Source organism: Ktedonobacter racemifer DSM 44963 (assembly GCF_000178855.1).
Classification (GTDB): Bacteria; Chloroflexota; Ktedonobacteria; order Ktedonobacterales; family Ktedonobacteraceae; genus Ktedonobacter; species Ktedonobacter racemifer.
On record NZ_ADVG01000005.1, the window covers coordinates 146073 to 169609 of the forward strand.

At 54.5% G+C, this 23537-nt stretch carries 15 protein-coding genes and 2 pseudogenes; 12 read left to right on the forward strand and 5 right to left on the reverse strand.

Annotated elements, in window-relative coordinates; all coding sequences use genetic code 11:
* The first annotated feature begins 8 nt into the window (after positions 1 to 8).
* From KRAC_RS64475 to KRAC_RS54780, 9 genes are all read left to right on the forward strand, one after another.
* Positions 9 to 1988: an outer membrane protein assembly factor BamB family protein gene (locus KRAC_RS64475; protein ID WP_007921914.1), complete on the forward strand. Its 1980-nt coding sequence runs from the start codon at positions 9 to 11 to the stop codon at positions 1986 to 1988.
* 838 nt (positions 1989 to 2826) lie between these two features.
* Positions 2827 to 3483, forward strand: a complete 657-nt coding sequence (locus tag KRAC_RS54745) for a nucleotide exchange factor GrpE (protein WP_007921915.1) — start codon at positions 2827 to 2829, stop codon at positions 3481 to 3483.
* Between the two features lie 147 nt (positions 3484 to 3630).
* Positions 3631 to 5529, forward strand: a complete 1899-nt coding sequence (dnaK, locus tag KRAC_RS54750; protein ID WP_007921916.1) for a molecular chaperone DnaK — start codon at positions 3631 to 3633, stop codon at positions 5527 to 5529.
* A gap of 158 nt (positions 5530 to 5687) precedes the next feature.
* The gene (locus tag KRAC_RS54755; protein ID WP_007921917.1) at positions 5688 to 7610 is read left to right on the forward strand and encodes a DUF505 domain-containing protein; all 1923 of its coding nucleotides are present in this window, start codon (positions 5688 to 5690) and stop codon (positions 7608 to 7610) included.
* Positions 7611 to 7664: 54 nt separating this feature from the next.
* Entirely contained in the window at positions 7665 to 8657 is a 993-nt protein-coding gene (locus tag KRAC_RS54760) for a DnaJ C-terminal domain-containing protein (RefSeq protein WP_007921918.1), read from the forward strand.
* A gap of 15 nt (positions 8658 to 8672) precedes the next feature.
* Positions 8673 to 9029, forward strand: a complete 357-nt coding sequence (locus KRAC_RS64480) for a chaperone modulator CbpM (protein WP_007921919.1) — start codon at positions 8673 to 8675, stop codon at positions 9027 to 9029.
* Between the two features lie 79 nt (positions 9030 to 9108).
* Entirely contained in the window at positions 9109 to 11727 is a 2619-nt protein-coding gene (gene clpB / locus KRAC_RS54770; protein ID WP_007921920.1) for an ATP-dependent chaperone ClpB, read from the forward strand.
* A gap of 176 nt (positions 11728 to 11903) precedes the next feature.
* The gene (locus KRAC_RS54775) at positions 11904 to 12563 is read left to right on the forward strand and encodes a pentapeptide repeat-containing protein (RefSeq protein ID WP_007921921.1); all 660 of its coding nucleotides are present in this window, start codon (positions 11904 to 11906) and stop codon (positions 12561 to 12563) included.
* 320 nt (positions 12564 to 12883) lie between these two features.
* Positions 12884 to 14131, forward strand: coding sequence for an IS110 family RNA-guided transposase (locus KRAC_RS54780; RefSeq protein WP_007921922.1), 1248 nt, complete (start codon positions 12884 to 12886; stop codon positions 14129 to 14131).
* 464 nt (positions 14132 to 14595) lie between these two features.
* On the opposite strand, the gene KRAC_RS54790 is transcribed toward KRAC_RS54780, so the two are convergent.
* Entirely contained in the window at positions 14596 to 14835 is a 240-nt protein-coding gene (locus KRAC_RS54790) for a hypothetical protein (RefSeq protein ID WP_007921923.1), read from the reverse strand.
* A gap of 551 nt (positions 14836 to 15386) precedes the next feature.
* Between KRAC_RS54790 and gad the strand changes: the two genes are divergently transcribed.
* On the forward strand, positions 15387 to 16883 hold the full coding sequence (gene gad, locus KRAC_RS54795; RefSeq protein WP_007921924.1) for a glutamate decarboxylase: 1497 nt from the start codon (positions 15387 to 15389) through the stop codon (positions 16881 to 16883).
* Between the two features lie 384 nt (positions 16884 to 17267).
* On the opposite strand, the gene KRAC_RS54805 is transcribed toward gad, so the two are convergent.
* The gene (locus KRAC_RS54805) at positions 17268 to 18113 is read right to left on the reverse strand and encodes a class II glutamine amidotransferase (RefSeq protein ID WP_007921928.1); all 846 of its coding nucleotides are present in this window, start codon (positions 18111 to 18113) and stop codon (positions 17268 to 17270) included.
* Between the two features lie 497 nt (positions 18114 to 18610).
* Between KRAC_RS54805 and KRAC_RS54810 the strand changes: the two are divergent.
* Positions 18611 to 19735 (forward strand): annotated as a pseudogene (locus KRAC_RS54810) (IS110 family RNA-guided transposase); the annotation flags it as partial.
* Between the two features lie 153 nt (positions 19736 to 19888).
* Here the strand turns inward: KRAC_RS54810 and KRAC_RS80570 are convergent.
* Positions 19889 to 20100: pseudogene (locus tag KRAC_RS80570) on the reverse strand (transposase); the annotation flags it as partial.
* Between the two features lie 548 nt (positions 20101 to 20648).
* On the opposite strand from KRAC_RS80570, the gene KRAC_RS54825 reads away from it, so the two are divergent.
* Entirely contained in the window at positions 20649 to 21224 is a 576-nt protein-coding gene (locus KRAC_RS54825; protein WP_007921932.1) for an HdeD family acid-resistance protein, read from the forward strand.
* 605 nt (positions 21225 to 21829) lie between these two features.
* Here KRAC_RS54825 and KRAC_RS54830 read toward each other — a convergent pair.
* Both KRAC_RS54830 and KRAC_RS54835 read right to left on the reverse strand, forming a co-directional pair.
* Entirely contained in the window at positions 21830 to 22792 is a 963-nt protein-coding gene (locus tag KRAC_RS54830; protein ID WP_052569380.1) for a PAS domain-containing sensor histidine kinase, read from the reverse strand.
* Positions 22734 to 23510 carry a PAS domain-containing protein gene (locus KRAC_RS54835; RefSeq protein ID WP_040448489.1) on the reverse strand — a complete coding sequence of 259 codons (777 nt, stop codon included), beginning with the start codon at positions 23508 to 23510 and terminating at the stop codon, positions 22734 to 22736. The genes KRAC_RS54830 and KRAC_RS54835 overlap by 59 nt, the downstream gene beginning before the upstream one ends.
* Positions 23511 to 23537: the final 27 nt, after the last annotated feature.

Sequence of the window (23537 nt, forward strand, 5' to 3'; positions counted from 1 at the left end):
GAGGGATCATGGAACATTCCATATTTTATAAGGAAAATGTCCCCTACCTGAGACCGGTTGAAACGCTTCAGATTGGCGATACCCCGCTATGGCCGCCGCTTCTGAATGACGACATGCTCTACATTGCTGCGCGCAACCACACGCTCTATGCCCTGGATAAGCATACACACAAGCCACTTTGGAGCTATAAAGCACAGGGAGATCTTCTATCTGCACCAACTCTGCTTGACGATGTCCTCTATATCGCATCCTCTGATCGCACAGTCTGCGCACTCGAGGCCAGGACCGGCGGTGTATTATGGTATTACCAGGCCCAAGGGGCATTACTATGCGCGCCCACCATAGCTGAAGGTGTTGCCTACTTTGTCGCAGGCCAAACACTCTACGCTTTAGACGCCGGATTAGGTGACGTACTCTGGTCTTATGACTTGCAAGAACGTGCACACGTACCTTTGACGGTAAGTAACGGCATTATCTACATAGCGGAGAAAAGCAGGCTCTACGCCCTTGATGCCATTCGCCGGGTCATCATCTGGAGTTATGCAACTCAGGATACAGTGCGCGCAGCGCCGGTCGTCGTAGATGAAATGGTGTACCTCAGTTCGCAAGATCACACGCTCTACGCGCTCAATAGTGAAACCGGGCAAAAGCTCTGGAGTTATACCACTCGGGACGCCATTCTCGCCTCGCCAGCCATTGCCTATGGGATGGTCTTTGTTGGCTCCAATGATTACACACTCTATGCTCTGGAGGCTAGATTTGGCACGCTGCGGTGGCAGTATGCGACCAACGGGCCTCTTCTCGCACCACCCGCCTTCTCAGATGAAACACTGTTTGTGGGCTCTTTCGATCACTCCTGCTATGCTCTGGACGCCCTCACAGGAGAGAAGCTCTGGAGTTACGGCACCAGAGGACCAATAGATACGTCGCCGAGCATCGCGGAAGGCATCTTGTATGTCTCTTCCACCGACACTTACCTCTACGAGTTCGCCAGCGACCGCCGATGGACCTTTACTACCGGCAATGCCATCGAATCCTCGCCAGCGACTGCAAATGGCATGGTCTACTTTGGCTCAACGGACCATAACGTCTACGCGCTTAAAGGGGAGGCTGGTGAAGTGCAGTGGAGCATAGAAACCGGCGAGGAGATCTTCTCCTCTCCCCTGGCGAATAGCACACGCGAGGTCATCTACATCGGGTCAAATGATTTTACGCTTTACGCCCTGGCCGCAAGCACAGGAGCTATCCTGTGGGATTTCCTTACCGCGGGACACATCATCTCTTCGCCTGGCGAATGGAGTGGCATGGTCTATGTCGGTTCAGCTGATCATTGCGTCTACGCCCTCGATGTAGAGACAGGCGAAGAAATCTGGCAGTATGAAACAACTGGAAACATCACTTCCTCGCCCTGCATTGTTGATGGTGTTCTCTACATAGGTTCACTTGACCAGCAAGTTTATGCGCTCAATGCCTGCGATGGAAAGCTCATATGGTCGTACATGACCGGAGGAGGGGTCCATTCTTCGCCCACTGTAGAGCAAGGACTCCTCTATGTAGGCTCACGCGACTATAAGCTCTATGCTCTGGATACCAGGACAGGAACAAAACGCTGGGAGTTCGAGACAGGCAACATTGTGGATTCATCTCCTACCGTTGCCAATGACATTGTGTATGTTGGCTCACACGATCACCATCTCTACGCATTCGATGCGCCATCGGGGAAAAAGCGTTGGCAATATAGAACAGGTGGCGCAGTAGCCTCCTCACCGAGAATAACCGATGGAACAGTTTATGCAGGCTCGGAAGATGGTAATCTCTATGCACTCGACATTCATTCAGGGGAAAAACGTTGGTGTTACCATACAGGGGGTGCGATCCATGCTTCAGTCGCAACCGATGAAGACCTTGTCTACATCGGCTCCTCTGACCACACCTTGTATGCCTTGCAGCGCATCCTCCTCCCAACGCATATTCACCTGCCAGGCTGATGTCTCGGCTATTTGGCGCCGAGACAATGGAATTCGGGAAATAGTAGAACAGAGGCATCATGTTGACGACGCGCAAGGCGATGATGCCCTGTGATCAATGAATGTGGGAAATGGGGTCGGGTCTCTCTTTCACAGGCACTCGATTTGTCACGCGCAAGGTGATGCTCCTGAAAGGGATTTTCTCGGCCTTCCTCCTCAGCACCTGCGGCGCTTCGCATGGGGTAAGGGGGTGTGGTAGCGAGAAGTCGCTTCCTCATAATATCCCATATTAAATAATTAGAAGCCATGCTATTTATAGTGGAATTATGGGTTTTGCAGATCAGCACATTTAGACACTTTATTTATGTTACTACTGACAATAATTCATAGAGATGTTTTTCATTTTATGCTATCTTTCATTTAATGAAAGGAAAAGGGCAACAGCATGGCATAGATAAATACTGATCAGTCAATTGGTGCAGGTCTCATTCCGAGGAACTATAAGGGCGATCATTGTGACACTCTTGTTTTCCAATGAACCGTCGTAACGCAGGTCCTCTCTTTTAAGACCCTCAATGACGAGAGATGCACCTAAATTTCAGTATCTAGATGGATTGCCGCGTCATCGTTATCGCAACCTCAAAGGTATTTCGGCGTAACACACAATCAAGTGAGCGAAGCTGCCAGGAAGGCGACCAAGTGCGCTTCTAAGAGACGAATATCTCAAGGGTGAGATATGGCGGCACCGTCAGCCATTACGAAGCGGTGCTCACGGTTGCTTTTTCATAGCTTGTTTGTTGTTTGGCAAGATGCCGCTGATAAGAGTCAAAAACAGTGCTCAAAAGAAGAGGGTCATGCTATGCAGTCAAACAATCCGGAACAACAGAAGGCCACAACTGGAACCACGACAGCCACCCAGGCAACCCAACAGGGTCAACCAGGGCAACAGCAGGCTCCGCCTGACGCGACGACAGCCATCCAGTCAGTTCCCCCGAGCGAAGCAGAACAGGAAGAGCATCGCAAAGCGGAAGAGTACCTGGATCAACTGCGCAGGACGCAGGCAGACTTTGCCAATTATCGACGTCGCATGGGCAAGGAACAGGTCGAGGGGCGCATCGCGGCCCAGAGTAGCTTGCTCTATCAGATGCTGCCGGTCCTGGACGATCTTGAAATAGCTCTGCGCTCGGCACCTACGGAGATGTGTCCGCATTCCTGGGTGCAGGGTCTGTTTCTGGTCGCGCGCCGACTCGAGTCAACGCTTGACCAACTGGGTGTGCAACGTGTTGGTGCCATCGGCGAACAATTCACCCCCCGCTGGCATGAGGCCATCGCGACCGAGGCTCGAAGAGATGCGCCAGAGGGGACCATTCTCGATGTACATCAACAAGGGTATATCATCGAGGACCACGTCATTCGTCCAGCCAGGGTGAGTGTCGCGGGCATCCCTCCTCAAAGACAAACGCCCACGGCGCAAGAAGGGACTGATGATGACAACAGGCAAACGCAAGCCGAATGATCAGCGGCCACGCCTCATAGGAATCGAAGGGGCGAGGTAAAAAGACAGCCTCTATGGCATTCAACAGTTCACATGAGCAGGCGACATCCGCGCTCAAGCTCCTTGTCGAGAGGAGTTGTGGACATACTACAAGAGAGTTAGGGAACAATGGCAAAGGTACTCGGTATAGACCTGGGAACAACAAACTCAGTCATGTCAATCATGGAGGCAGGCGAGCCCACCGTTATTGAGAACAGGGAGGGTGCGCGGATTACGCCCTCTGTCGTCGCGATTACCAAGAGTGGCGAGCGCCTGGTGGGGCAGGTCGCTAAACGCCAGGCTGTGACCAACCCGGAAAATACTGTCTTCTCCATTAAGCGTCTCATGGGGCGTAAGTTCGATGATCCCGAAGTGCAGCGCACGATGAAAATGGTCCCCTATAAGATCGCCAGTGCCGCGAACGGTGATGTCCGCGTTGTGATGGGAGGGCGTGAGTATAGTCCGCCAGAAATTTCGGCCATGATCCTGCAAAAGCTGAAGGTCGATGCGGAAGACAAATTGGGGGAACGCATTTCGCAGGCTGTCATCACGGTCCCCGCCTACTTCAACGACTCACAGCGCCAGGCTACCAAAGACGCGGGCACCATCGCAGGACTTGAAGTCTTGCGCATCATTAATGAGCCAACCGCGGCCTCGCTTGCCTATGGGCTGGACAAAAAACACGATGAGATCATTGCCGTCTATGACCTCGGCGGTGGCACCTTTGATATCTCCGTCCTGCAACTGGGGGAGGGTGTCATTGAAGTCAAGGCGACCAATGGCGATACCCATCTGGGTGGCGACGACTTTGACCAGCGTATCGTGGACTGGCTTGCCGACGAGTTTCGCAAGGATCAGGGCATTGATTTACGCAACGATCGCATGGCGCTCCAACGCTTGAAGGAAGCCGCCGAGCGCGCCAAGATCGAGCTCTCCTCATCGACCCAGACCGAGATTAACCTCCCCTTTATCACGGCTGACGCCAGTGGGCCAAGACACCTTGTGATGACACTTACACGTGCCAAGCTAGAAGAACTGGTGGGCGATCTGATCGAGCGCACGCGCGGCCCGGTCATGCGTGCCCTGGAGGATGCGCAGGTCAAGCCAAGTGACGTCAACGAGGATGTGCTGGTGGGCGGGCAGACCCGTATGCCAGCCGTAGTTGAGTTTGTCAAAAACATCTTCGGCAAGGACCCGCACAAGGGCGTCAATCCCGATGAGGTGGTCGCCGTTGGCGCGGCTATCCAGGGAGGTGTGCTGGGAGGCGAGGTCAAGGATGTCTTGCTCCTGGATGTTACCCCGCTCTCACTTGGCGTCGAGACATTGGGTGGCGTGACAACCAAGCTCATTGAGCGCAACACAACCATTCCTACACGCAAGAGCGAGACCTTCAGCACAGCCGAGGATAATCAATCAGCGGTAGATGTCCATGTACTCCAGGGTGAACGTGAGCTGGCGCGCGATAACAAGAGCCTGGGACATTTCCGCCTGGAGGGGATCAGTCCTGCGCCGCGTGGCATGCCACAAATCGAAGTCACCTTCGATATTGACGCCAACGGCATTCTCAACGTGACCGCACGCGACAAGGCCACGGGCCGTGAGCAAAAGATTACCATTACTGCTTCCAGTGGTCTCTCGCAAAGCGATGTCGACCGCATGGTGAGTGAAGCGGAGCAACACGCTCAGGAAGATCGCCAGCGCCGCCAGGAGATCGAGACACGTAACAATGCTTCCAGTGTGGCCTACCAGGTAGAGCGTACTCTCAAGGAGAACACGGAGAAACTCTCACCCAGTATGCGCAATGAAGCCGAGAGCAAGGTCAAGGCTGTGCGCGACGCCCTAACTGGGAGTGACATCGCACGTGTGCAAAGCAGCATGGCTGAACTGGAGAGCACCTATCAGCGCATGCAACAGGAGATTGCCAGCTATACAGGCGCTCCGGCTGGCAGCGAAGCCACTGAAGCAAGAGCGCAAGCCAGTTCTGGCAGCGAGCCAGGGACCGTCGAAGGAGAATACCGAGAACTCTAGCGACTCACCTGATTCACTTATAGATATCCTGGGGGCTGCCTCTCTAGCTTTGGAGCACCTCCAGGATAGCAAGCGCACCGTTACAGTTACAACTGAATGCAGACATACAAGATTGCTCTCTATGGATGCACTCAGGAGAGCAGGAAAGGATGTGCACTATGCTCTTAGCTTCAGCGCATCTCATCGCGTTACAAGAGCTGGCTGCCGAAGAGGCTGCGGGACACGCAACACATTCATTGGCAGAAGATGATTCTCAGGAACACATTTATCGCGAACTTGAATTGCAGGGCCTTGCCCTTCTCCAGCCTCCTCGCGCCTACCAACTCTCCTATGCCGGGCGTGAGGCGCTTGACCTCATGAGAGCAATGCATGCGGAGAACTTACTCCCTACAATAGATCGTCTCGAGCACAACTGGCGTTTTCTTGGCTCAGATATTCTGGCCGCTTTACACGCAGCAACGTTAAAAAAGGGGCAGGTTGGTCCAGTAACCGTAGATATGCTGCGTGCACGCGGCTTCACAAAGCAGGTGCAGGATACACTCGAAAAGCGTCAGCTTACCTGTCTAAATCGTTATGGCGAGGCCTGGAGGGATTTCGCTGAACACCATCGTCCACGTCTGGAGATTTATGGCGATCTCGCAAATGCGATCCGTCACATGCATCCTGGCTATGCCCAGAAACCAGCCGCTCAAATGACCGCAGAACAACTGGCGCTCATGGAAGCCATGAACCTCCTGGCCTGGTCGATTCCTGAAGGGGATAATTATGTCCTAACGGCATTAGGCCAGGCCGTCTATGATGCTTTGCGTAAAGAAGGCTATAGCCCTCTAGATGTGGCTCTTGATGAGCCATTGCTCCAGGTACTAGCAGAGTTAGCTGATAAGGGAAGCTCCGTTTTAACGCCTGAACAAATAGCCAGCCTCCAATTGCTGGGCTATGTCGATGCGGATGAAAAACTGAGCGCAGCAGGTTATGCAGCGCTCAAAGCATATTCTCTTCTACAAAAAGAGGTACCAGAAAAGACGCGTACATTCGCGATCACCGAACCTGAAGTTGAATTACTCACGACCATCGATCACCTGGTTCAGGAACATAAACCCACCAATAAAGAGGCCCTACATCGCGTGCTAGTTAATCGTATGGTCAAACGCTATCGCGCCCTGGAAGGACGCCGTGGCCGAACCTTACGGGAGAGAACGCCGTTGAAGCGTCAGGCTGTGGCGCTGCTAGAGCAGGTAAAAGAGCACGATGAGTGGTTTAACACCAATTGGGATCTCGAGGAGCTCCTCGTTGGCCTGGAGGCCTTTGACTTGCTAAGAGCTGAAATGGAAGGCCGTAATATGGGCTATCGCCTGACGTTCACAGGTCAAAAAATTGTGGAAGAGCAGGAGGGGAACACACGCGACATCAGCGCTACAGCGGTTAAAGCTCTAACGATTGCCGAAACCCACCTGGGCGTTCCTGCGCAGTGGTGGATTGAGCAGGCACGTGAAGAAGAGCTTATTGGCACTGGAGGGATCACTGCATCGGGCCGCTTTTACGCCAATCTCGCCAACCACTGCATACGAAGGCTTGCACTTACTCGAGAGGAGGCCGAACTTTTGGAGCAACTCCCCGACACCGAAGGGGAATCATGTGGTTTTGGCAGCAACAGCCGAGAAGGGCTCGACGAAGAAAAACGCAACTGGGCGCTGGAAAAGCTCGAAGCACGCGGCTTTATTGACAGACTTGTTGATTGTCAGATGATACGTACGGAGGCGGGGCAACTCCTCACCAGAGCTGTGAGCGGGGCTATGCACCTCGGGCATCCCATTACGCCAACCCTCGTGCGCGTGCTCGCCGCTATCCGGCAGGTGGGGACATTATATGTGAAAGAGCGCAAGGTCCGTATGCAGCCTCACCAGTGGGAGGAAGCAGAGCGCCTGAGCGGTTTAGGGGAATCTGAATTTCGCGAAATGCTGCACGTTGCCCGTATGGGTCAGTATGTCGGGGAAGCAACGCTCACAGAGGCAGGTCTAGATCTCCTGGCTGTCCAGGAGCTCATTGACAAAGAATATAGCGTTGCTGCGAAGAGGCCTTAGGAGGTCGATATCATTCGGATCCTCTAAAACTCCTCTTCCAGGGAGAAACAACCCATGGCTGTTGATTATAAGGACTACTATAAGACGTTGGGCGTGGACAGGAACGCAAGTCAGAAGGATATTCAAAAAGCCTTTCGCAAACTCGCGCGCCAATATCACCCTGATATCAATCCAGGTGATAAGGCAGCCGAGGAGAAGTTCAAGGAGATCAACGAAGCCAACGAAGTGCTCTCCGACCAAGAGAAACGGAAGAGCTACGACGAGATGGATAGATATTACCAGCAGTACGGGAGCTGGCCAGGTGCAGGCTATGCGGCTGGAACGGGGGCAACAGGCGCTGGTAGAGGACGCACCCACTATCGTACCGTCAGCGAAGAAGACTTAAACGACCTCTTTGGCGGCGCGTCTCCGTTCTCGGATTTCTTCGAGACCTACTTTGGTGCAGGTCCGGGAACCAGGCGATCGCGTACGGCTGGCCATACGCGCGCAGAGGCTCGAGCCCCAGCCCGCCAGGATGTCGAGGCTGAAGTCACCGTGACACTTCCAGAAGCCTATAAAGGCGCTACGCGCGTTTTAGAACTGGCCACTCCAGATGGCGGCACACGTCGGTTGGAGGTAAAAATCCCCCCTGGGGTTGACGAGGGTTCGCGCATACGGATAGCCGGTCAGGGCAGAGAGGGTCCCGCCGGACGAGGGGACCTGTACCTGCGCGTGCATATGGTACCTGATCCTCGCTTCAGACGGGAAGGGACAACACTACATACACGCGTCGATGTACCGCTCACCGAGGCTGTATTAGGCGGAGAGGTACAGGTGCCGACCCCGGATGGTCGCCACCTGCTGCTACGGGTTCCACCCGGGACCGAGGAGGGTACCGCGTTGCGTCTACGGGGCCAGGGCATGCCTGTTATGGGAGAATCCGGGAAGCGGGGCGACCTCTATGCCGATGTGCACGTGGTCATACCGAAGGACCTCACTCCAGAGCAACGTCAGCTCTTCGAAGCCTTCGCTCATTCACTTGGCTACGTTCCCCAGGCAAGCCGGTAAAAGAAAGGAGCAGCCATGGATAACCCACACATCACACGTATCGTAATACAGCCATTCCCTGTACCGCGCTCATATAGCGCGCATGAGGCTGTCACCGCGAGCCACCTCAACATGCGTGCGCTGCATTCCCTGGAAGCATTGGGCCTGGCCCAGGGCGAAGGCAGCAGTAGAAACCGGCGCTATAGCGAAGAGGATGTGCGACGCCTGCGGCGTATTCGCCGCTTGCAGCATGAATTAGGAGTGAATTTGGAGGGTGTCGAAGTCGTTCTCCACTTACTCAAGCGCCTGGCAACATTGCAGCAAGAACTGGAAGAAACGCGAAGCCAAGTGGCTCAGATACAATCTTCATCATGGCAATTTTCTGGCGACTGAGAAAACTGACTCGTGGTCATTGTAGTGCTCAACCGACAAGAATCGTTCATTTGTACACCAACAAGGGAAACGAGAGAGTATGAACATTGAGCGTTTCACCGAAAAAGCTCGTGAAGCCATCAATGAAGCTGGCCAGATCGCGAGAGCAAACAATCATAGTCAGGTTGATGTAGAGCATCTCCTTGCGGCTCTGCTCAGTCAAGAAGGCGGAGTGGTACAGCAAGTTATCGCGAAGGCAGGAGGCAACCTTGAGGCAGCGCAGCGCCTGGTTAGCCAGGAACTTGAGCGCATGCCAAAGGCGTATGGTGGAAGTGAGCCAGGCATTTCACCTCGCCTGCGCACGCTCCTGGAAGATGCATTTAAGGAGATGGGAGCCTTTCACGACGAGTATCTCAGCGTTGAGCACTTGTTGCTGGCCATGTTTAATATAAGCGATGGTGTAACGCCAAAGGCGCTAGAAGCGGCAGGGCTGACACGTGACAAGGTGTTACAGGTTCTCACGTCCATCCGAGGAGGGCAACGCGTGACCGACCAGAATCCCGAAGGGAAATACCAGGCGCTCGAAAAATATGGCCGCAATCTCACTCTGCTGGCAGGGCAAGGAAAGCTCGACCCGGTCATCGGCAGAGACGCGGAGATCAGGCGTGTCATCCAGGTCCTAAGTCGCCGCACCAAGAATAACCCGGTCCTAATTGGAGAGCCGGGCGTCGGCAAGACCGCTATTGTCGAGGGATTAGCCCTGAGGATCATGCGCAGCGATGTGCCAAAGACACTGGTCGGCAAACAGATTATCGCTCTCGATCTCGGCGCACTCATCGCTGGCGCCAAGTATCGCGGTGAGTTCGAGGAACGACTTAAAGCCGTGCTCAAAGAGGTAATCGACTCCAACGGCAACATTATCCTCTTCATCGACGAGCTTCACACCCTGGTCGGCGCCGGGGCGGCAGAGGGGGCCATGGATGCCTCCAACATGCTCAAACCCTTGCTGGCCCGTGGCGAGCTCCACTGCATCGGTTCGACCACACTGGAGGAGTATCGCAAATATATTGAAAAAGATGCCGCGCTAGAGCGCCGCTTCCAGCCCGTCATGGTTGATGAGCCAACCGTTGAGGATACCATCAGTATCCTGCGCGGCCTCAAGCAGCGCTATGAGACCCATCATGGCGTACGCATCACCGACAGCGCCCTGGTCTCCGCAGCCGTTCTCTCCAAGCGTTACATCACCGACCGCTTCTTACCCGACAAGGCCATTGACCTGGTGGATGAGGCAGCCAGCCGGAAGCGCGTCGAGTTGGATAGCACCCCTACCGAGATCGACGCGCTGGACCGCCGCATCAGGCAGTTGCAGATTGAACATGAAGCCCTGAAAAAGGAGTCTGATCCTGGCAGCCAGGAACGCCGTGCAAAAGTTGAACAGGAGATCGCCAATCTGCAAGAGCAGCTTAATGCCATGAAGCTCGCTCTAGAGCGCGAACGCGGCCCTGTCGAGACCATGCGCAATATACAGCAAGAACTCGAACAGGCCCAGATAGAGCTGGAGAAAGCCGAGCTCGAGTACAACTTTGCCCGCGCAGCTGAACTGCGCCATGGCGTCATTCCCAGGCTGGAGCAGCAACTGCATGAGATGGAGGAGAGGCTCGCCAATATCAAAGGCGCTCGTATGCTTAAAGAAGAGGTGGATGCCGAAGATATTGCTGAGGTTATCTCGCAATGGACCCATATTCCCGCGACCAGGCTCATGGAGGGTGAGATAGAGAAGCTTGTCCATATGGAGGATAACCTGCGTAAACGCGTTGTCGGGCAGAACCACGCGCTACAAACGGTCTCCGACGCTATACGTCGCGCGCGAGCGGGACTGCAGGACCCCAACCGGCCGCTGGCCAGTTTCCTCTTCTTAGGTCCAACAGGCGTGGGTAAAACCGAGCTAGCGCGAGCACTCGCTGAATTCCTCTTTGATGACGAGCATGCCATTATCCGCATCGACATGTCCGAGTATATGGAGAGGCATAGTGTCGCACGCTTGATAGGCGCGCCTCCTGGCTATGTCGGCTATGAGGAGGGAGGTCAGTTGACGGAGACCGTACGCCGTCGGCCCTATAGCGTCGTGCTCTTCGACGAAATCGAGAAGGCCGCGCCAGAGGTCTTCAACATCCTGCTCCAGGTGTTCGATGATGGTCGCCTGACTGATGGGCAGGGCCGCACTGTTGACTTCAAGAACACCGTCCTGATCATGACGAGTAACGTCGGGGCACTCTGGTTGCCTGAGCTTGAGAAACTGGAAGAGGATGAGGTCCAGCGCTCAGTCCGCCAGCGCTTGCGCGGGGAAGGCTTCCGTCCCGAGTTTATCAACCGCATCGATGAAATCATCGTCTTCCACCCGATTTCGCGCGAACAGATGCGAGATATCGTCAATATCCAGCTGGATCGCCTGCGCCTGCGCCTGAGTGAGCGTCACATTACGCTCCAACTCACCAGCACTGCCCGTGATCGACTGGCCGAAATGGGATACGACGAGGAATTTGGTGCTCGTCCACTGAAGCGCGTCATTCAACGGGAGATCGAGAACCGCATCGCGCGCGAGCTGCTTGACGCCACGGTGCGCGACGGCGATACCGTCGTCATTGATGTGAAGGATGGCAAGTTTACACTTGAAGCGGTCAGGGTTGAGGTCCCTGAGGAAGTTCATGCGCGCAGGTAGCGGTTGTCTGCCTTGAGCAAAACCACATGGAGGGCAGAGAGGTGCTTGCCAACGATGCATCTGCTTTGCCCTCCTGTCGGGTTCGAGACAGCAAGTAATTGTCTTGTTTTATCTCTCCTGGCTTTTCAGTGTACAACAAGCGGATTGCTATGCGTCATGCGTGCTGGAGGAATAAGATGCAAAGACGATTTTCGATGTGGTGGCCATCTATACTGCGGCATAGGGCACTCAGTGAAGGGATAGTCATTGCGCTAGTCGTCTCCATTGTCGCCGTTGTGGCTGGCTACCACCTGAACTGGACTGGTTTTCAAGGGAGAACGCTCTGGGACTGGCTCAACCTTCTTGGCGTTCTGGCAATTCCAGTAGTAGTCGGCGTGGGAACAGCATGGATTAGCACTGAGCAGGCGCGAGAAGCCGCCCTCCATGGCTACCTCGACAAAATGGCGGATCTCCTGTTGAGCGAGAATTTACGCCAATCAAAAACCAATGCGGAGGTGCGCGCTGTTGCCCGCACACGAACCTGGACCATATTACGGCTCTTAGACCCCGGTCGCAGAAGCATCCTCTTCGCGTTTCTAGCGGAATCTGACCTGATTAACATCATCGATTTGAGCAAGGCCAATTTCAGCGGGGCCGATCTCAGCGGAGCAGACCTGCGCAGTGCCGATCTGCGCACGGCAAACCTGAGCAACGCTAATTTACGCGGGGCCAAACTTGATGGGCTTAATCTTCTGGCAGCAAATGTTACTATGGCACAACTTCTTCAAGCCAAATCACGTGAAGGAACAATCATGCCAACCCAGACTGAGGCTGAAACAACGAGAGACATCCCATAATTACTGCAAGGGTTATCAATTTCTGGGAGAGGTCTAAGGGATTCAATCTCGTTGTTAGGATGTTGTCATGGGGTGCGTCGCGTGCTACCCTACCAGTGTTCACTGGCGGGGACGCTGCCGTGGTGCGTGGTGTCGGGGCTGGCCGTGGTTTGCGCATGGGACACTGAGCCCGTCTCGGTGTTTGGTCGCCCGCCCGAATACCTGAACTGAGATGACCCGCGTGGTCAAACTCGTATTGGTGAGTGATTTCCCATAAGCCCGAATGACGCGCCTCATCCACCCGGATTGTTTGCGTAATGTGGAGAGAGGAGGATCATGAGATGCCTACGACAGAACTCCCGCATGCGCTCGCCACACGTTTCGTGGCTCTGGATGTCCATCGTCAGTACCTAGTGGTCGGAGCGGTGGATCTCCAGCAACACGTCGTACTCTCCCCTCGGCGTTTTGGCTTTGCGGCCTTTGCTGAGTGGGCTACTACCCATTTCACCCACGCAGATGCGGTGGTGCTTGAGGCAACATCCAATGCATGGCTGTTGTATGATCAACTCCAGCCTCTGGTCGCCGAGGTGGTTGTCGCGCATCCGCAAGCGGTCAAGCTGATCGCCGCTGCACGCGTGAAGACGGACTCGCGTGATACGATTAAACTGGCCAGTTTGTTGGCGGCCAATCTCATTCCTGCAGTGTGGGTGCCGCCACAAGAAGTACGTGAACTGCGTGCTCTGGTGACGCACCGCAACCGACTGGTGCAACAACGAACCCAGGCCGCTAATCGTCTGCACAGCGTGTTGCAACGGCATAATATCGATCCACCCCCAGGCACACCGTTTGCTGTCCACCAGAGGGAATGGTGGCTAGCTTTGGATCTGCCGTTTGCCGAGAAACTCCGGGTCCAACAGGACCTGAGCTTGTATCAAACCCTGGAAGCGCTGATTCAGGAGAGCGAAGCAGAACTCGGTCGGCTTTCCACCTGCGACCCCTGGGTCCAACAGGTGCCGTTTCTGGTGCAGTTGCCAGGGTTGGGAGTCCTTTCCGCCATGCGTCTCCTGGCCGCCATTGGGGAGATCACCCGTTTTCCTTCGGCCAAGCATCTGGTGGGCTATGCTGGTTTAGGGGCCAGTGTCCACCAGTCTGGGGAAACCAATCGAGGCGGTCGTATCACCAAAGAAGGACGCAGTGATCTGCGTGGAATCATGGTTGAGGCAGCCTGGGTTGCCGTCGAACATCACCCGCACTGGAAAGCCCAGTTTGAGCGCTTGGCCGCGCGCATTGGCAAACAAAAGGCGATCGTGGCCATTGCCCGCAAGCTGTTGGTGACCATCTGGCATGTCCTCAGCCAGCAGGAATCCGATAGCCATGCGCAAATCGAGGCTGTGACGCGCAAATTGTTGAACTGGATTAGTCATACAGGAACCATTCCCGGCAAGAAACGCGACCGGCTTCTGCTCTTGTATGACTATCTTGACCAGCTGGGCTTGAGTGAAGAGGTCGAGCAGGTCAACTACCACGGCTCAACCTATCGGCTGTCTGAGCGACAGAAGCAACTTCGAGCGACACAACAAAAGGGATGATCAGACGCACTCGTTAGGCCACCCCTTGTTTCTCGCCGCTGGTATTCCCCGTCAAGGTGAGATGGTGCGTGGATTCGCTCCCTTCCCTTCGCCTTGACGCAGGATGAGTGTGTGCTGTTTTTGGTCCTGAGACGTGCTTGGCCAGCACCACCAGTGCCTTTCTGTCAGCCAGGAGCGTGGGCGATCCCGCCCTTGACTGGGGTGGGTGGGCGCTGGGTGCCGAGAGCGAGCGAGGCCCTGCATTGAAGAGCGTCACCTTCTCTCGCTCGCTCTCGCTCTGCTAGTTTTCCCACCCCAGTCAAGGGTCGCTGCTCTCGGGATCGCTTGTTCCACTCTCCTGGCTGGAACGGGCATTTCAGCAACCTCTCCCAAGCCTCAAGCTCGCAAAGATGCTTGATGAGCCTGCGGCTCGCCTCCTCCCAAGGGGTTGACAAGTAGACACATTGGTGCGCAACCCGTGGGACTTACCGACTGGTCGACTCCATCGGACTCAGCACCACTACTTGCCGATCCACAATCTCCATACCTGGACGCAACCGAATGGCGTACGTCCGGCTGTTGATCTCACCGAGCACTTGCCCCTGCTCTCCTATACTCGAGAGGGACCATTCGCTTCCTTGCCCAGCAAGAGATGACAGATGCTCTACCTCCCATGGCAACGTAGAATGGACTGTCACGCGCTCTTGCGTCTTTCTCAACCGCATGTCTTGTGCGAGCCTTCCTTAATCCTTAATATGGATAAAATATGAATAAATTCCTTCTCCATTGTACCGCATGCCAGCCCGCTCCTGATTCACCTCTCCCAACAACAAGAGCTCGTCCACTGATCCATATCAGGAAAAAAAGAAGAATGAGCTACATGTCGAGAAAAAAATGCTCTACGAGAGCAGCGATGAACAAGGGAAGGCGTAGTGTACGCATTGGTAAAAGGGAGACGATACATGTTCTCCCTCTCGGCCCGATAAAGCGTTCAACTTGCGTGGCTGCCAAGTTGGCGTGAGGAGAACGGTAGAGGATGTAGTGCCTTCTCCAGACAATTCAGGTCTGGAGGCATTGAGGGCATCACGCATGCTTGCTGACACGCAAGTTGAACGCTTCATCGGGCCTTTCTGTTGCTCTAACCAAGCAACCTTTGAGCATTTCTTTGCGTGATAAAAAAAGAGAAACGCCTCTACTGTATCAAGGGCTTTTATCTCAACCGTTCATTATCTTCGTGTTGAGCGAAAAGGTTAATACATAAAAAGGAGTTCATCACATGCTTTGCACACAAAAACATGGTCGTAGCCCCGTTGCACAGGAGCCCTCTCTGTTCCCGCTCTATGGGAGGACATCGCTCAATGCATCCCTGCCCCGCTACGAGTTTCCCGAATGCGTGATGCTGCCCCAGACTGCCTACAATATGATCCATGATGAGCTGATGCTGGATGGCAACCCCCAACTCAACCTGGCGTCCTTTGTCACAACCTGGATGGAAAACGAGGCCCGGCAACTCATGGCGGATACCTTCGATAAGAATATGATCGATAAGGACGAGTATCCCCAGACCGCCGAGATCGAGTCGCGCTGCGTCAATATGCTGGCTCACCTCTGGAACGCACCGCGCGAGGACGGCATGACAGGCTGCTCAACCATCGGCTCCAGTGAGGCCTGTATGCTTGCCGGTATGGCGATGAAATGGCTGTGGCGTAAGCCCAGGCAGGCCAGAGGTCTTCCCGTGGACCAGCCCAATCTCGTGATGGGCATTAATGTTCACGTCAGCTGGGAGAAGTTCTGTCGTTACTGGGATGTCGAGCCACGCCTGGTGCCCATGGAGGGCGAACGCTACCATCTGAGTGCGGAAGAAGCGGTCAAGTACTGCGATGAAAACACCATCGGTGTGGTGGCGATTCTCGGCAGCACCTTCGATGGCAGCTATGAGCCAGTGCAGGAGATCGCCCAGGCGCTTGACCAATTGCAAAAGAGCAAGGGCTGGGATATTCCCGTCCATGTCGACGCGGCCGGTGGCGGTTTCATCGCCCCTTTCCTTCAGCCTGACCTGAAGTGGGATTTTTGCGTGCCGCGTGTAATGTCCATCAACGCCTCGGGACACAAGTATGGCCTGGTCTATCCCGGCGTGGGCTGGATCATCTGGCGCGATCAGAGCAAACTACCGGAAGAGCTTATCTTCTCCGTCAATTACCTGGGCGGCTCCATGCCAACATTTACGCTCAACTTTTCGCGCCCGGGAAGCCAGGTAATCGCGCAATACTATATGTTCCTGCGCCTGGGCCGCGAAGGCTACATCCATGTCCAGCGCTCCTGCCAGGAGATTGCGCTCTACCTCTCCAGCGAGATCGCCAAACTCGGTCCCTTTACGCTCATTACGAGTGGCTGCGACCTTCCCGTTGTCACTTTCAGCCTCCAGGAGCCCTCTAACTTCTCGGTCTTCGATTTCTCAAAACGCCTACGTGAGCACGGCTGGATCATTCCGGCCTATACCTTTCCGAAGAACCGCGAGGATCTCTCGGTCTTACGCATCGTGGCTCGCGACGGCTTGAGCCATGACATGGCCGATCTGCTCATCCGTGATATGCGCCACACCCTCGATTTCTTTGCCTCCCAGCCAGATTACCGCGCCAGCGCCCATGGAGGTGGCTTTAATCATGGCATTTCCACGAAGGCGAAGAAGGAGTCTCATGCACAATCAAGCAAGCAGCGGGAAGAAGGGCAAGTGGCCCGTGAGCACCAGGGAAGAAGGAGGCGGAACAATTGAACAGGACATGCCCTCGCCTAGGGCATCTGCAATGGCAGTCAGTTCCTCACGCATGTCCTGGGAGGTGGAGTCAACAAACGGACAAAGGCGAGATAGGCTTCTTCCACGTGGAGTTCCCCCGGGAGGAGAAGGCGGCTCCCCTTTACAATAATCTGATCGATCAGAACGAGCACCAATAGACGGGACTCTCCGCCCACTTTGGCTGGAAAGAGGCCGAAGGGTGAACAAAAAGACTGCGTTGGGAGCCTGTTGCGGCGAGCCGCTCTTTGGGAGCAGTGGCTGGGCGTGGAGCGCAGTGTCTCCGATTTCGCCTTCCCTTCCTCTCGATCGGCATGGGTACAGGGCCCGTGCTCGGCCCTCGCGCGCCTGAGCACGGGACGAGGCTCACCTTCTCCTTTGGGGGCGGCGAGGAGTGAACTCGTAGAACTCGTCCGGGCCCGGCTTGACGATCCCGATGGACGACTCGGGCACACACTTCCATGCTTCGACGAGATCTCCGAGCGGTTCCGAGACGATCGCGTGCGCCTCGTCTGAGAGCCCCTGAACCTCCTCGATGTTCGGGTGTTGCGCCTTGAGAGCCAGCGCACCTGTGCTGAAGTAGAGGGAGCGCGACTGCCCTTCACTCGAATAGCGGACGGCGATGATCTGCTCGCCGTCGGTCGTCGCAACAGCCATCTGCAGCGGATGCTCGACTCCGTGGCGCTCGCCGACCTCCTCGACAAAGCCCGCCATGAGCGCGAGCGCTGTGAGGGGGGCGTCCTCGAGTCCGAACGTGAGCGCGAGGAGGAAGAGAACTTCTGAGTCAGTCGAGCCCTCGAGCTCCGGAATCAGCTCCGAGTCGATCGCGAGCAAGAGATCACGACGCACACATGGAAACTCGCGCACAAGCCCATTGTGCATGAAGAGCCAGCGGCCGTGCCGGAAGGGATGGGTGTTCGTCTCCTGGACGGCTGTGCCGGTGGATGTTCGGATGTGCGCGAAGAAGAGTGGCGCCGAGATGTGCGCCGCAAGCTCGCGTAGGTTGCGGTCGTTCCAGGCTGGCCGGATGCTCTTGTACAGGCCCGGCAGCCCTCCTAGCTCGTCGTACCAGCCGATACCGAAACCGTCGCCGTTCGTCGTCGTCGCTCCCTCGCGGGAGTGCAGGCTCTGGTCGATCAGCGAGTGCTGGGGCAGCAGGACGAGAGCCTCGATCGGAATCGTATCCCCGTAGTAGGCAAGCCAGCGGCACATAGGATCCCCCCTTCAGTCGGAACGCGCCTGTGCGGAACTCGACGATGTCGGCCACCGGAGCGTCCAGATGCTCGCGCCAGCCGGAGAGAAAGTCTTCTAACCTCATAGGAAACCTCAAAAACTCTTTCCTTAGTAGGAAAGGTAACTATGGCAGCTCCTAATAGCACACTAAAAGGCTTAAGACAACCACTTCCCTGATTATAACACTCGTCAGTCACCCCCGCCTTCCAGTCGTGGGCTTGTGTCAGTGCTCCACCGCAATTCACGGTAGCGTTGCCGCCCTCACGCTTTGGCTTCCTCGCACGACACATCAGGAGATACCGGTAGGGTAGACCGCCAGCGAGGTACCCTCTCTCTTGTACATTACCAATTGAGTGTGGTCCTTTTTCAACGCCCCCACTCGGAGGGGAGTGACCATCACCCAGATTTGTGGAAGTTCCAAAGTTGGTCATCTCAACGATGGGGGAAAGGCTTATTCATAGACAAGATCTTTCGAGAATTCTCGTGAAGGGTTCCGCTCACTCATTGACCGCATCAAGACATACGTGCCACTCGTTCAGGTCCAGGTCCTGCTCGAAGTCACGGGTCACTATCATCGAGCCTTGATGCAGTACCTGCAAGATCTCGATATTTCGGTGTATATTATCCATGTGCAGAAGCGGCGGGAAGGACTCCTCAAATCAGATAAACGCGATGCGCTCGGCCTGGCCAACCAGCTGTACAATCAACTAGAGAGAGGCATCCAGGTGGACGATCCTCTCCAGGCTGTTCGCCGGCTTGCTCATCCTACTGAGGCTGCCGCCCAGTTGCGTGGAATGGTTCAGCATCACGCAGAGCTGGTGGTCGAGAGTACCCGACGCAAAAACAAGCTGACCTCAATCTGCGATGAACTCTTTCCAGAGTTTACTCGTCTCTTGCTCAACCCCAATCTGCCGACAGCTTTGGCTCTCCGTTCCCAGTTTCCAACACCAACTCTGCTGGCTCAGGCCAGTTTCGCCCAGTTACGCGAGGCACGAGGCAAAACCTGTAGCGTCTCGGATGCAAAACTGAGAGCCTTGCAGCACCTGGCAGCGCAGAGTATCGGGATCAAAGACCCTGCTCGCGTCAATGCTCTCGTCTTCGAGCAGAAACAACTGATTGCAGAGTTGCATCTGTTGGGGGAACACCTGGAACAATTGGAGAAGAATATTGCCCAGATTGTTGAGCACAGCCGAGAAGGCAAGATCCTGACTTCTATTCCTGGGATCGGATCGCAGGCCGCCGCAGCGCTGATTGCAACCATTGGCACCATTGCGAATTTTGAGCGTCCAGCGCAATTGAAATCCTACTTTGGCTGGGTTCCTAAAATCGCTCAATCTGGATCGACACTGAGCTGGAGCCGCCTCACCCCACGTGGAGTGCGCTCCATGCGACAAACCATGTACTTGATTGTGTGGCGAGCGATTCAATGGGACGCAGACTGGAAAGAGGCCTATGATCGTCTGATCGCACGCAAATGTCATGTCGATGAACGGACAAGGCGGCTCGTTGGCCGAGAGAAGGTGATTGGCCAGCTGGCGGGGCAAATGACCTCAGTGATCTTTGTCCTGCTTAAAAAGACCTGGAAATGCTTTCTCATCTAGCACCTGGAGCTATACCACCGGCGCCTCAACTCTATAATGCGGCTCTGCATCGAAAGCATCGAATGGAGCAATACCAGTCATCGAACTCAGGGGATAAGCGATGGGGGGAGATTCAACTTTCTTCAGGCTAACTCATCAGGAAGAAATCCTATATGAGTTTTTTAGGATATCACGCTCTTGGCGCAAGATATCCACTTCTCGCTTTAATTGACGATTTTCTTCTTCCAGAGGAGTCTGGTGTCCACTGCCAGGAAGGCATTATTGCCGTGTTCTTCCAGCTCCTTGCGCCATGTGGACAGGGTGCTGTCTGCCACGCCCAAGTCGCGGGCAATCTGTGCCTGTGACTTCTGGCTCGCTTGGACCAGGTGGACCGCTTATACCTTAAATTACTTGGTATACGTCTTTTGCTCTTTTGTCATGATACTCACGCTCCTTGGTGAAGTTCTCTCTTCCGAGTTTACTCCCTCCACAAAGGTGGGCCATGATCAGACTTCAAAAGACAGATAGAACAGCGGTTGGGCAAAGCGTTTCCAAAGACCTGGGAACAGGCTGTGCATATCCTTGAGCATACCAATAAAGATACTTTAGAGTCACAAGGGAATTTTTTTGAGCACGTGTATAAACCTCACAGTGATGAACTTGCAAAAGAATGGTCAGCCATGAGTAAACACGAAAGCTAATACGTACATGTCTGTTAATTTCGCACTGATAAGCCAAGAGTCCATGAAGGTGTCAAACAAGGATACTGAGTTACCTTTTCACTAAAGGAAACGTGCTGCGGTAGACCCCCTGGAGAGGTCTATGAAAAGCCACTATCAAACAGAAGACGTGCAAGAGAGCGCTGCCGCAGGTGAGTTCTGTAGCAGTCGCGAAGTTTCTCAAAGGTTCCCTTCCAAGAAAGGAGAGTGACCACGTGAATATACTTGCAGAACCCCGACTCATGCGGCAACACTGGTGGATGCTTTTGATTCGTGGGATCGCCGCAGTACTCTTCGGATTAGCGGCGCTGTTCTGGCCTGGTCTAACGCTGCTTGTGCTCGTTACCCTGTTTGGGGCGTACGCCCTGATCGATGGGATCGCCGCGGTGATTGGAGCGATACGGGAACGCCATGTCGCTCCACGCTGGTGGGTACTGCTGCTAGAAGGTATCGTTAGTATTATTGTTGGTATACTCACGTTCATCTGGCCCGGCATTACTGCCCTGGCTCTGCTCTTCCTGATCGCGGCCTGGGCCATTATCACAGGTGTCGTTGAGATTGTAGCGGCCCTCTCGATGAACCGTGCCCTGGCGCTAGAGTGGACGCTGGCCCTTGCCGGTATTCTCTCGCTTCTTCTGGGTGCTTTTCTGATCTTGCAGCCTGCCGCAAGCCTCCTGGGCCTCGTCTGGGCCATCGGCGTGTATGCGCTCATTTTTGGAGTGCTGCTAATAGTACGTGCCTTCCAGTTTCGCTCGCGAACAAGGGGTCCACAACTCTCCGGCAGCAGGTGACAGCAAAGAACCCGCCACAAGCTGCTGGATTTGCATCCAAGGGGTCAGGCGGGTTTTCTTGGGCAACTTTTCGCAGGCTCCGCAAGCCTGGTGGGAGTTTTTGTCTATTTTTGCGTAAGGACTACCGATAAGCCAATAATGCATCCATAGTTCTTGCCAAACAGTATTTGACCCTGCCCCAGTTTGGTGGTTCTCCGTCATCTTCCGTGCTAAACACAACTATAAGCAGAAGTGCTCTGCCCCCTTGGCTCAAATAGCCAATCTGTCAGACATAATGGTTTCAGGCAGCACCTTATTGCACGGAAGATGATGGAGATGGTAAATTAACTGAAGGGTGGACCGATTTTGCTCTGAAGAGTGGGATTTTGCTCTGAATCATGGGGATTGACGCTTCGATGCCTGGGAAATCCCCTCCCCATCTAACTTCTTCCATCGACATCTTGTAAATTGGCCTCCCAACATCATTCCCTCTCTCCATCCCGCTAAGAAGAAATTTATGTCGTGAGGCCTCATACACACAAGCGCGCCTGGATAGATCGCCTCCAACGCGTCCAATTCAACTGCCCCAGCTCCATCCTACTCTCCAACATCGGGCTCGCCGTCGCTCACTCTCCTTCATGGGGCGGCGCGGTAACTACTACGGTCCCACATGCTCTCCCGTCAACACCAGGGAGAGAGACTGTGAACGTTGTTCCTCTTCCTTCCGCACTTTCCACCGTGATCGTCCCGCCATAATGCTTGACGATTTCTTTGGCGATGTATAACCCCATGCCCAGACCGGGAAAAACCTTCTCACTCGCGCCGTAGCTCCCACGATTGAAGCGTTCAAAGACCGTACTTTGAAGTTCCTCTGGGATACCAACGCCATAATCCTGTACCCTGATCACAGCGGTATTCTGCGATGCACTTACCCAGATATCAACGCTGTCCGCTTGAGGCGAATATTTGATGGCATTACTGATGATATTGGTGAAGACTTGCGCGAGTCGGCGTTTATCCGCCACGATGCACTGATGGACTGCTCCATGCAGGCGCAATGTCTGTGTGGTCGTTGTTTGCTGGAGCGTTTCTACAACCTCTTGGATCACGGTATCAAGATCAATCGGTTCGTCAGCGTAGTCAAATCTCCCCATCTGGATTTTGGAGACATCCAGCAGATCATTGATCAATTGCGTTAAGGTCGTGACTTGTGCCTCCATACGAGAGAGGATGCGCGTGACGTCCTGGTACTCTTCTTGTTTCGACTTCTTCCTGAGCTGATAGAGAAGCATTTTGAGGGCGGTTAATGGCGTTTTCAGTTCATGACTTGCGAGAGAAACAAACTCGTCTTTCCTTTTCTCAAGTTCTTTTCGCTCCGAGATATCTACAATAAAACTTATAATTTTCCCGTCTGCTTCTGCAAGCCGGGCTGCCCCTACGATGACAGGAACGCGGCTTCCATCTTTTCTCTGGTATTCCTTTTCAAATGGATGGCAAACACCTAACTCTTGAAGTTCTTTGAGCGCTTTCTCATCGAGGTACCGATATTCTGGGGGGGGTAATGGTATCCCAACGTATGAGACCTGCACGTATCTCTTCCTGGGTGTAGCCGATCATGCGCGCAAATGCTTCATTGGCTTCATATATGTGCCCATAGATATCACCCAGGGCCAGTCCAATAATGTTGGAATCTAACAACCGTTGGTAACGAGCTTCGCTGAGACGCAAACGGGTTTCTGTTTGCTTTTTGTCATGAATATCGGTGAACGTCCCAAACCACCTCACAATGTTACCCTGCTCATCTTTAAACGGCATGGCTCTGGCAAGGAACCAGCGGTATTCCCCGGTTCTGCCGTTGCGGAAGCGGAATTCCGCTTCATAGGGCGTGCCAGTCTGAACTGAAGTATACCAGGCTTCCAGCACTCGTTGACGGTCCTCTGGGTGGACGAATTGAACCCACCTGTCACTAAATCCCTGTTCGGGAGTCGTATTGGTATAGTCATACCAGCGTTGATTATGGTATTCGCTCAAGCCATCGGCACGCGCAACCCAGACAAACTGAGGAATGGTCTCCGCCAGGAAACGAAGTTCGGCTTCGGCCCGCTTGCGCTCAGTGACATCAAAGCCTGTATAGAGGAGATACGTGACGTTGTTGTCCGCATCAAGATGTGGAGTAATGGTGACCTCAAGCTCACGCTCTCCTTCTTTTTTCCCATAGACTCTGGCGTCAAAACGCACAACCTCCCCTTTGCCCGCTTGCGCAATTGCGTCACGTAACCGTTGTTGCATCACTGAGGGATCTGGCACACTTTTGGTGATGCTTGCTGCTCTTCA

Bases quoted from the DNA above. Each gene is read 5' to 3' on its own strand.
- KRAC_RS54760 (WP_007921918.1), top strand. From the start codon at position 7,665: ATGGCTGTTGATTATAAGGACTACTATAAGACGTTGGGCGTGGACAGG.
- KRAC_RS54790 (WP_007921923.1), bottom strand. From the start codon at position 14,835: ATGCGGTTGAGAAAGACGCAAGAGCGCGTGACAGTCCATTCTACGTTG.
- KRAC_RS54755 (WP_007921917.1), top strand. From the start codon at position 5,688: ATGCTCTTAGCTTCAGCGCATCTCATCGCGTTACAAGAGCTGGCTGCC.
- KRAC_RS54805 (WP_007921928.1), bottom strand. From the start codon at position 18,113: ATGTGCCGCTGGCTTGCCTACTACGGGGATACGATTCCGATCGAGGCT.
- clpB (WP_007921920.1), top strand. From the start codon at position 9,109: ATGAACATTGAGCGTTTCACCGAAAAAGCTCGTGAAGCCATCAATGAA.
- gad (WP_007921924.1), top strand. From the start codon at position 15,387: ATGCTTTGCACACAAAAACATGGTCGTAGCCCCGTTGCACAGGAGCCC.
- KRAC_RS54775 (WP_007921921.1), top strand. From the start codon at position 11,904: ATGCAAAGACGATTTTCGATGTGGTGGCCATCTATACTGCGGCATAGG.
- KRAC_RS64475 (WP_007921914.1), top strand. From the start codon at position 9: ATGGAACATTCCATATTTTATAAGGAAAATGTCCCCTACCTGAGACCG.
- KRAC_RS54780 (WP_007921922.1), top strand. From the start codon at position 12,884: ATGCCTACGACAGAACTCCCGCATGCGCTCGCCACACGTTTCGTGGCT.
- KRAC_RS54745 (WP_007921915.1), top strand. From the start codon at position 2,827: ATGCAGTCAAACAATCCGGAACAACAGAAGGCCACAACTGGAACCACG.
- KRAC_RS64480 (WP_007921919.1), top strand. From the start codon at position 8,673: ATGGATAACCCACACATCACACGTATCGTAATACAGCCATTCCCTGTA.
- dnaK (WP_007921916.1), top strand. From the start codon at position 3,631: ATGGCAAAGGTACTCGGTATAGACCTGGGAACAACAAACTCAGTCATG.